Annotated in this window: 6 protein-coding genes; 1 reads left to right on the top strand and 5 read right to left on the bottom strand. The window is 73.8% G+C overall.

Going from position 1 to position 7,169, the window contains the following annotated elements; translation table 11 throughout:
• The 4 genes from KBX53_RS16680 to KBX53_RS16665 all read right to left on the bottom strand — a co-directional run.
• The coding region (locus tag KBX53_RS16680) for an ATP-binding cassette domain-containing protein (protein ID WP_247675732.1) at positions 1-537 on the bottom strand (537 nt) is incomplete at its 3' end.
• Between the two features lie 89 nt (positions 538-626).
• Complete coding sequence (locus tag KBX53_RS16675) at positions 627-1,475, bottom strand: polysaccharide deacetylase family protein (RefSeq protein ID WP_309140788.1); 849 nt, start codon at positions 1,473-1,475, stop codon at positions 627-629.
• Positions 1,476-1,499: 24 nt separating this feature from the next.
• Positions 1,500-2,690, bottom strand: coding sequence for a cytochrome P450 (locus KBX53_RS16670; protein ID WP_030336116.1), 1,191 nt, complete (start codon positions 2,688-2,690; stop codon positions 1,500-1,502).
• A gap of 9 nt (positions 2,691-2,699) precedes the next feature.
• Positions 2,700-3,368: a methyltransferase gene (locus KBX53_RS16665; protein ID WP_030336114.1), complete on the bottom strand. Its 669-nt coding sequence runs from the start codon at positions 3,366-3,368 to the stop codon at positions 2,700-2,702.
• A 150-nt stretch (positions 3,369-3,518) separates the two neighbouring features.
• Here KBX53_RS16665 and KBX53_RS16660 point away from each other — a divergent pair, with 150 nt between their 5' ends.
• Positions 3,519-4,409 carry a hypothetical protein gene (locus tag KBX53_RS16660; RefSeq protein WP_307857889.1) on the top strand — a complete coding sequence of 297 codons (891 nt, stop codon included), beginning with the start codon at positions 3,519-3,521 and terminating at the stop codon, positions 4,407-4,409.
• A gap of 128 nt (positions 4,410-4,537) precedes the next feature.
• On the opposite strand, the gene KBX53_RS16655 is transcribed toward KBX53_RS16660, so the two are convergent.
• Positions 4,538-7,169, bottom strand: a 2,632-nt coding sequence (locus KBX53_RS16655) for a M36 family metallopeptidase (RefSeq protein ID WP_210860226.1), incomplete at its 5' end; no start/stop codon positions are given.

Genomic DNA, 7,169 nt, shown 5'->3' with positions numbered 1-7,169 from the left:
GTGTTCGGCGGTGGCGTCCCCGTCGAGGGCGTCCAACGCGCCGGCGTCGACCACCTGGCCGCGCTCCTCCCGGACGGCGGTCCGACCGGGCACCGGCGGGTCGCCGAGCAGCGCGCCGGCGATGCCGAGCCGTTGGCCCATGCCGAGGGAGAGCGTCCGACCCGGCTTGCCGGCGGCCCGTCCGTCCAGCCCGACGGTGTCCAACACCTCGTCGACCCGGCGGATCGGGATGCCGTTGCTGTGCGCCATGGCCCGCAGGTGCGCCCGGCCGGACCGGGCCGGGTGGATGGCCCGGGCGTCGAGCAGCGCGCCCACCTCGTGCAGCGGCCGGCGCAACTCCCGGTACGCGCGCCCGCCGACCAGCGCCTGCCCGGCGGTGGGACGGTCCAGCCCGAGGACCATCCGCATGGTGGTGGACTTGCCGGCGCCGTTGGGGCCGAGGAAGCCGGTGACCCGGCCGGGCGCGATGTCGACGGTCAGCGCGTCGACAGCGACCGTCGACCCGAACCGTTTCGTCAACCCACGTAATGTGATCATGCGCTGACGCTAGGCGAGCGGGCTGCCGCCGCACCGCGCCCGAACGGCACCACCCACCCCCGACTTTCGTCAGGTCGTCGGCGGGCTGATCACCGTACGTACTGCTCCAACAGCGCCGGGGTGAGCCCGGCCCGGTGGATCGCCTTCAACGCCGCGAGCAGGTCGTCCATCAGCGCCGGCCGGAAGTGCATCAGCAGCACGTCGCCGGGTTGGACCACCTTCTCCGGGGTCTGGTAGCGCACCTTTCCCTCGTGGACGGTCTCGGTCCAGTGGAAGACGGCCTTCGCGCCGCAGTCGTGCGCGGCCTTCAGCGTGGTGCTGTCATGCTCGCCGAACGGTGGCCGGAACAGGGTGGGCCGCTTGCCGAACAGCCCCTCCAGCCGGTCGGCGGCACCGCAGATCTCCTGCCGCTGGTAGTCGTACGACCGGCCGGCCAGCGAGTTGTGCGCGATGGTGTGGTTCTCCACCACCCCGCCCACCGCCTCGATCTGCCGGAAGTAGTCGGTGTGCTCGGCCGCCGCCGGTGAGTTGAGGAACATGGTGACCGGGATGCGCGCCTCCCAGATGAAGTCGATCACCTCGGGCGGGCGGGCCAACCCACCGTCGTCGATGGTGATGAAGGCGACCTTCTGGTCGGTCGGCAGACGGTGCCAGAACGGGGCCGAACCGGTCGCCGGCAGCGGCACCGGCTGCGGCAGCGGCGCCTCGGGAAAGGTCGGCACCTGGGACACGTACCAGGCCAGGCTCTTGAACGCGGGTTTCGCCGTCACCGACGGCGACACCGACGGGGTCGCGGCGGACGCGGACGCTGTCGCCTCGGCGGCGGTGACCTGCCGGGCGTGGGCCGGGTGGCCGGGGCCGACCGCGCAGCCGGTCAACGCCAGCAGGGCCAGAAGGGTTACGACAGCAGGGATCCGACGGGTGGGGGTGGCTGACACGCCCGGAAACATACCGAGCTGGTGTCAGGATCCGGTCAGCCCGGTGACAGTGCCGCGGCGGCGGACCACGAACGCGTCCGGCATCCGGAAGGTGAGATTGTCCGGGCACCAGGGCGGACGCAGCACCGTCACCCCGTCCAGCAGCGGCGCCGCCTCGGCCACCACCACCGCCGCCTCCATCCGCGCCAGCACGTCCCCGACGCAGCGGTGCGCGCCCGCCCCGAACGCCAGGTGCCGGCGTGACCCCCGCTGGCCCGGACGGAATTCGTCGGGCGACTCCACCACCGCCGGGTCCCGACCGGCGCGGCCCAGCCACAACACCAGGCTGCTGCCCGCCGGCACCACCGTCGCGCCCAGCGTGCTCTCCGTAGCGGCCACCCGTCGCCAGGTGACGATCGGTGGTTCCAGCCGCAGGCCCTCCTCCACCACGTCGGCCACCGCCACCGCACCGGTGCGCAGCCCGGCCCGTACCGCGGGCTCGCCGGCCAGCCGGTGCAGCAGCAGGGTGAGGAACTGCGAGGTGGTCTCCTGCCCGGCGACCAACAGGAAGAACAGCGCGCCGACCACCACGTCCGGCGGGTGCCCGGCCGCGCGCAGCTCGGCGGCCAAACCGCCACCGACGGCCGCGAAGTCCCGCAGTACGTGGTGGAACCGGCCCACCTCTTCGGCGAGCGCCACCTGCCGGTCGGCGTCCAGCGGTGCCCAGAACAACTCCAGCGCGGCGCGGGCGAACTCCTTGACCGCCGCCACCGGCGCGTCCGGCAACTCGACCAGCCGGGCCAGCACCAGCAGCGGCAGGTCGGCGGCCAGGTCCGCGTACAGGTCGACCGGCGCGCCGGCGTCGAGCGCGGCGCCGATCCGGGCGACCCGGTCCCGGACCAGCGTGGTCAGCCACTGCCGCTGCGCGGCGACCCGGGTGGGATGCAACGCCGCCGCGACGATCGCCCGGATCTGCGGGTGGCTGACGCCCGAGTTGTTCGCCAGGGTCGGCGGCAGCCGGAACCGGTGCCCGGCGAGCACCCGCAGCGCGGTCACCGGCATCGGCGTCACCGCGTCCAGGGCGTTGTCCGGCCGGTAGGTGACCGGGTCGGCGAGGACCTGGCGGACCAGCGCGTGCCGGGTCACGACCAGGTGGGTGCCGCCGACGTGGTCCGGCACCCGGGCCACGTCCGGCCATGCGGCGTCGGCCACCTGCGCCCAGCTGCGGAACAGCACCCGGACACGCTAGCCGGAGGCTCCCGGCAGCCCGGTCCGCAGCCGCCAGACGGTGGTGCGCTTCACCCGCACGCTCTCCAACGCCTCCGGCACCGGCACGTCGTACGCGGCCAGCTCGTCGAACCGGTCCCGGGGCAGGAACGCCCGGCCGGGGTCACCGACCAGCGCCGGCGCGCCGGCCCGCGCGGCGCGCAGCAGGAACCGCAGCACCCGACGGGCCATCGCCTCGCTGTAGAAGACGTCACCGGCGAGCACCACCTCGGCGTCCCCGGCGTCGCCGTCGAGGATGTCGCCGAACTCGGCGTCGACGCGTACCCCGTTGGCCTCGGCGTTGAGGGCGACCGCCGCCACCGCCAGCTCGTCCACCTCCACCGCGCGCACCGACGCCGCGCCCGCGCGGGCGGCGGCGATGGCCACCAGGCCGGAGCCGGAGGCGAGGTCGAGCACCCGGCGGCCGGCGACCAGCTCCGGATGGTCGGTCAGGTAGCGGGCGAGGGCCTGCCCGCCGGCCCACGCGAACGCCCAGAACGGCGGCGGCCGGTCACTGGAGAACTCGCCCTCGGTCAGCTCCCACAGCCCGATCGGCTCATCCGCCTGGTGCAACAGCACCTCGGGCACGAAGGGGACCGGGGCCAGCCGCGCGTGCAGCCGGACGAAGGTGCTGGAGAGCTCGGACACCGCGTGATTCTCCCAGCGGCCCGACTGCCGGCGTGTCGCGGGGGAGTGGTGACCGGTTCACCACTGTCGGTGAAAACCCACCCCCTCCTTGCCGTCCGGTGCGAACACACCCGTCTGGTCCGGCCGTCGTCCCGCTTCTAGCGTTGCCAGGTGGAGGCGACCGAACGGAGGACGGCGGTGGTGACGGTGTGGCGGTACGCGCTGCGGGCAGGGGTGGTGCTGGCCTGTCTGAGCGGGGTGGAGCTGGCGGCGGCCGCCCCGGCACAGGCGGCCTTCACCACCGAGATGAGCGGCCTGCCGGGCCGGTTCACCGCCGGTGAGCAGGTGCGGACGATCTCCGCGGTGGTCTCCCAGACGGACCGGCGCGGCGGGTGCGCCAAGGTGCGCTGGTCGATGGTGCTCACCGTGCAGGGCCTCCGACTCGACCAGGTGAAGATGGACCGGGTGGAGGAGACCGGCGACTTTCCGCTGGAGATCCGTACCGAGGGTGACGTGGCCCGGTTGACCGACCGGCAGCTCGACCCGGGCACGCTCTGCCCGGGGCGCACGGTCACCGCCCGCTACCGGGTGGCCTTTGACGAGGACGTCACCCAGGGGCGGGTCACCCTCGCCGCCGAGGCGTACGACGCCAACCTGCGCCTGCTGGCCCGGCAGACCGCCACCCGTTCGGTGGTGGGGGTGGGTGGCGTCCCGACCAGCAAGCCGAAGCCGACGAAGAGCCCGCCGGAGCCCACCGAATCCGCGAGCGCGCCGACCGACGACGAGAGCGCGGCAACGGAGGAGCCGGCCGCCGACTACCCGGCCGACGCCGTACCACCGTCGGCCGACCGCCCGGTGTCGCAGTCCAGCGCGTTCGGCGTGGTGCAGGTCGCGTTCCTGCTCGGCGGGCTGCTGCTCTTCCTCGGGGTGGGGCTGCTGCTGCGGTTGCGGCAGCTGACCCGGGCCGCCGCCGGGGAGACCGGCGACGCCGACGACCCCCCGGTGGACCGGCGCTGGGAGCGCCCGGCCGTCGCCGACCCCTGGCGCCGGGCGCACCGCTGATCGCGGCCGGCGTGGGGAGCCGTCCGGCGGTGTCTGGCCCCTGGCGCCGGGCGCACCGCTGATCGGAGGCAGTGGGGCCGGCGGAGTACCGCCGGCCCCACTGGGTCACTTCCAGAACGCCTGGAACGTCACTTCGAGAACGCCTGGAACTCGGCGATCCTGACCTGGCTCCGGGCCGGGCTGGCGGTCGCGCAGTCCGTCGTCGTGGCCGGGTCGTCGTCCTGCTCACCCGCGTAGTGCGGGCCACCGGTGCACTGGCTCGCCAGCACCTCGAGTCGCAGGTGGGTGGCGAGGGTGGTGGGTACCGCGAACGTCCGGAGGTTGATGTCCCGGCTGTACGCCCGGTACGCCCCACCGGGGAACGCGTCCGCCGCACTGGTGTAGATGCGCTGCCAGCGCGCCGGATCCGCGCAGTCGGTGGTCGTCGCGTTGCAGGCGGACACCGCGAACGAACGCAGCGCGGTGAGCGCGTTCTGCGCGCCGGTGTCGGCGTCGCCGGTGATCGCCGGGCGCAGCATCGCGCTGACGTTCACCCGCTTGACCGTCTGCGGGGTGCCGCCGGGCAGCGCCACGGTGAGCTGCCGGCCGACGACCCCGTCCAGGGACGCCCAGTTCGTCGCCTCGGTGTCGTCGACGACCCGGTCCAGGTTGACCCCGTCACCGCTGATGGTGGCGCCGGACGCGGCGGAGGCGAGGTTGCGGCTCATCCGCATGTCGACGTACCCGTCCTGGCCGGCCTTGGCGACCACGCTGAGCCGCTGGTGCCCGAAGCCGGGGGCCACGGCGAGCAGGTCGTAGGTGCCGGCCACCATCTCCACGGTGTCCGGGATCGGCGTCGCCGGGTCGGTGTCGGCCACCGGCACGGCCCGCGCCTCGTACGCCCCCACGTACACCCGGATCGGCGCGTCGGCGCTGTCTCCCCGTGGGCGCAGGGTGAGCGTCGCGTTGCCGCCGCGCGGCGAGGCGAAACTCGGCGTCGGGTCGGTGTCGCCGGCACCGTTGGTGGCGGCGTCGCGGCCCATCCCGGAGCGGGCGAACTCGGCCCAGATCAGGTCCTGGTTCGTGCCGCCGAAGCGGAGCAGGTCGGCGGTGAGCATGTTGTCCCGCATGTCGAGCATGCTGACCTGGCTGGCGGCCTGCAACAGGAACGAGTCGAAGACCAGCTGCGACCAGCGTCGGTTGCCCGGGCACTGATCCGCCGCGACCTTCCCCAGTGCGCAGTCGAGCTGCCGTTGCGGGGTGCCGAGGCCGTACCGTTTGACCAGGGCGGAGCGGACCCGGAAGTTGGTGGCGCCCCAGATCTCCCCGTCGGCGTGCACGGCCGGGCCGGCGGTGTTGTAACCGATGTCGGAGTAGTTGAGCGGGCTGCGGCTCAGGTCGTAGTTGCGGATGCCGCTGACCAGGTTGCCGGTGACGTAGCCACCGGTGATGAAGGGCGTCTCGCCGGGTGCGCGCAGCCCGTGCTGGAAGAGGTACTCGGCGGCGAGCAGGTCGCCCCACGACTCACCCATCGACCCGCCCTGGTGGCCGCTGATCCCGCTGTCCGGGCCGGCGATCATCCGGTTGGTGATCGCGTGGGTGTACTCGTGGCCGATCACCGTCATGTCGTAGTCGCCGTCCACGCACGGCGGGTACGGCCCGCCGGCCTGCGGCTGCCAGAGGTACATGTTGGTGGTCGGCGGCAGCCCGTCGCGCGGGGTGCCCTGGTTGGCGTTGTTCCGGTTACCACTCAACGCGCCCTGCTGGGCACGGCCCTGCTCGGCGTCACCGCCCAGCCCGGACGGGGTGAGGTTGACCGCCTGGAGGTTCCACGCCGACTCGGTGAAGCCCAGCTGGTACGACCAGTCGTGCATCCGGTTGTGCATGGCGAAGAGGTTGGCGATCGACGCGTCCGCGTCGTTGCGCTGGGCGGAGGTGAACACCTCCGGGTTGCACTTCGCCTGGTGCCACTGGTCGGTGAAGGGGTACTCGTAGCGGCGTTCCGGGCTGGTGGGGGCCGGCACGACCGGGGTGTTGGCGCCCCAGGACAGCACCGTGTTGGCCGAGTTGCCGCGCGAGGTGAAGGTCGGCGTGCCGGTGGCCGCGTCGACGTCCCACGGTTGGCCGGTGGCCGGGTCGCGCCAGGCGGCCTGGCAGCCGGGGGTCGGGTCGCCGCACCAGCGCACCCGGGGATCCTGCCCGGGGCCCAGGTCACGGGGCGGGGTGGCCGGGAAGACCGCCCAGCTCGGGTTGTCGGAGTCGTAGTCGACCAGGTCCTCGCGAACCAGCACCTGCCCGGTGCTGCCGTCCACGTAGCTGGTGAACGCGGCCGGATGCTCGGTGTCCGCCCCGATCATGGTCACCTCGTAGGCGGCCCGTGGCCCGTCCAGCGGGGTGGGCACCGCCACCTGGCGGATGGTGTGGCTGGCCACCGCGTCGGCGGTCAGCTTGGCGTCGGCGAGCGCGGCGGCGTACGCCTGCTCGGGTGTGCGGGTTGCCGGGGCCGGCGTGCCGGTGTCGCGGGCCAGCGAGGAGCTGACCGAGAGCACCGCGCCGTCGGCGACCGCGAGGGTGACCAGGCCGTCCGGCCCTGCGGGCAGGTCGCCGAAGCGTTGCCGGAGGGTGACGACGGTGCCGCTGCCGATCGGTCGGACCAGCACCCGTTCCATGCTGGCCACCGTGGCGGCGTCCATGCCGAACAGGTCCTGGTTGGCGGCCAGGTACGCGCGGGCGGCGGCCTCCGGGTCGGCGGGCAGCCCGCTGGCCAGCGGGGTGCCCGCC

It is taken from the genome of Micromonospora sp. M51 (assembly GCF_018070305.1).
GTDB classification, from domain to species: domain Bacteria; phylum Actinomycetota; class Actinomycetes; order Mycobacteriales; family Micromonosporaceae; genus Micromonospora; species Micromonospora parva.
Note: the sequence above shows the minus strand (reverse complement) of the source record. Positions and strands in the feature narration are given on the sequence as shown.